Annotated in this window: 1 protein-coding gene; it reads left to right on the top strand. The window is 55.3% G+C overall.

Annotated features, from left to right (window positions below; all coding sequences use genetic code 11):
* Window positions 1-1,135: 1,135 nt before the first annotated feature.
* A complete protein-coding gene (locus tag WBM93_RS14535) occupies window positions 1,136-1,489 on the top strand; it encodes a hypothetical protein (RefSeq protein WP_424432583.1) in 354 nt (117 codons plus the stop codon).
* The last annotated feature ends 343 nt before the right edge of the window (window positions 1,490-1,832 follow it).

Here is a 1,832-nt window from a genome sequence, read left to right as displayed (position 1 = left end):
GTCTTAAGGCAGGACGGCAAAATCTATCGGATCAAAGTGACAAACGGACAAGTGACGGTGAACGGAATCGCAGTGGACCGGGATGACGGTATCGCTCTCTGAAGCAAAGCCTGCTTCGACAAATCGGGGCACGTTCGCCGAACTGCCCGACTTGGGATGCGATCACACCATGTCATTCATACGTTCCGTAGCATCGGTCGAAGTGGGCTCACTGCCGCCGTGCAATGTCGCAGTAAAAAGCGATGCTTTGGCATTCCGAGACCAGCCGTTGGCCCTAACGGCTACGTCACACGACAAACTGTTCAAATCATAGCCGTTTTAGCCCGACGCTGACAGCCGTGTGCAGGAAACAACAAGGATCTTGTGCCATTCTGTCTCGGACTGGGGGCATTTCAGATTTTCCGACGAAAAAAGGTGCCTGACGAAAAGTTGCGGTCCACTAACCCTGATCAGTGTGGCCTAGGCGGATTTGCGGTAGTCAGGCATCAGTTGCGGTTTTGGGCTGCACAGTTGCCTGAAAGTCAGCATGATCGGTCATTCCACGCGTCGGGGCCCACCGGCTTCTGATATTGTTATCGGCAGCCCCATGTAAGGAGCGCTTTCCAGGCAATCTGCGCCCTCTTGGTGGCGCTGTCGATATCGGGGTGGCACCGAAATTTGGCGCGTCGTTTTCACGGGCCTTCCGGAGAACGCATCGACGAGCCGAAGTCGTTTGGGCGATTTTGGGCAGGCATCGGCTAACAGCCCCCGGTGCTACAAGACAGAGAAAAGCTACAGCATATCAAACCATTGAGCGTCCTTATCCGGGCAATCATTGGAAAACCAGCGGCAAGCAATTCTTTTAGATACTGCTGACTGCATTGCCGCGAAATCGAAGGACGTCCCATGGGCAAATGCAACGGCGACCGAGGCAACAAGGAGGCCAAGAAACCAAAACAGCCAACGCCGAAGGTTTCCGCAACCTCGGACTCGAACGCCGGAAGGCCAACACTGTCTATCGCCGGCAAGAAAGTAAAATAGGAATTCAGCGAGTTGCCCCGGGACACCCCGCGCCACTGGCTCGTATTCCAATTCATTACCAAACCGGAATCGCCCACGTCGATTTCCGGACAATCACAACAAAGGAGAAATCAAGATGACAACACCTGAATGGCTTAAACCCGGCATATACGGCGGAATAATTGGCGCTGTCGCCGTAACGATAGTCGGCTTTAGCTGGGGCGGCTGGGTCACAACCGGTTCGGCGAACACAATGGCGAGAAACGCCGGCGATGCCCAAGTTCTGGCGGCTTTGGTGCCGCTTTGCGTGGACATGTCGAAAATGGATCCCAATCGGGTTGAAAAGCTCGCCGTGCTTGCAGCTGCCTCCAGCTACAAACGCCGGGACGCGGTCATGGATGCGGGCTGGGCTACGCTTCCGGGAATGACCCAACCGGATAGCGATTTGGCCAGAGCCTGCGAAGCAGCGATCGAAGCCAGCACGACCTGAACCGCAACAGGCCGCCAGCTAAGCCATTGTTTCCGAGCAGCCATTTGTGTTTGCCTGTTCGCCAGGGACAACGCGCCTAGGCCGTGGCCCCATGGTCGGGTATCACAAGCTGGCGCAAAATTGAATGCTTCCGCCGAATATGGAGGCGGGTATGGCTATGGGTTTGGTCACACGGGGATCGGCGTGCTTGGCACGGTCCTGATTGCCGTTCTCATTTTGGCGGTGCTTGGCCGGAACTGACGCTGATCGATTCAAAAAAAGGCGTCCATGCGTCATTTGAGAATTGGTCCACCATGATCCATGTAATCCGGATTGAAATCAGCCAATGCGACCAGACGATCAT

This window comes from Parasphingorhabdus sp. (genome assembly GCF_049667325.1).
Classification (GTDB): domain Bacteria; phylum Pseudomonadota; class Alphaproteobacteria; order Sphingomonadales; family Sphingomonadaceae; genus Parasphingorhabdus.
Note: the sequence above shows the minus strand (reverse complement) of the source record. Positions and strands in the feature narration are given on the sequence as shown.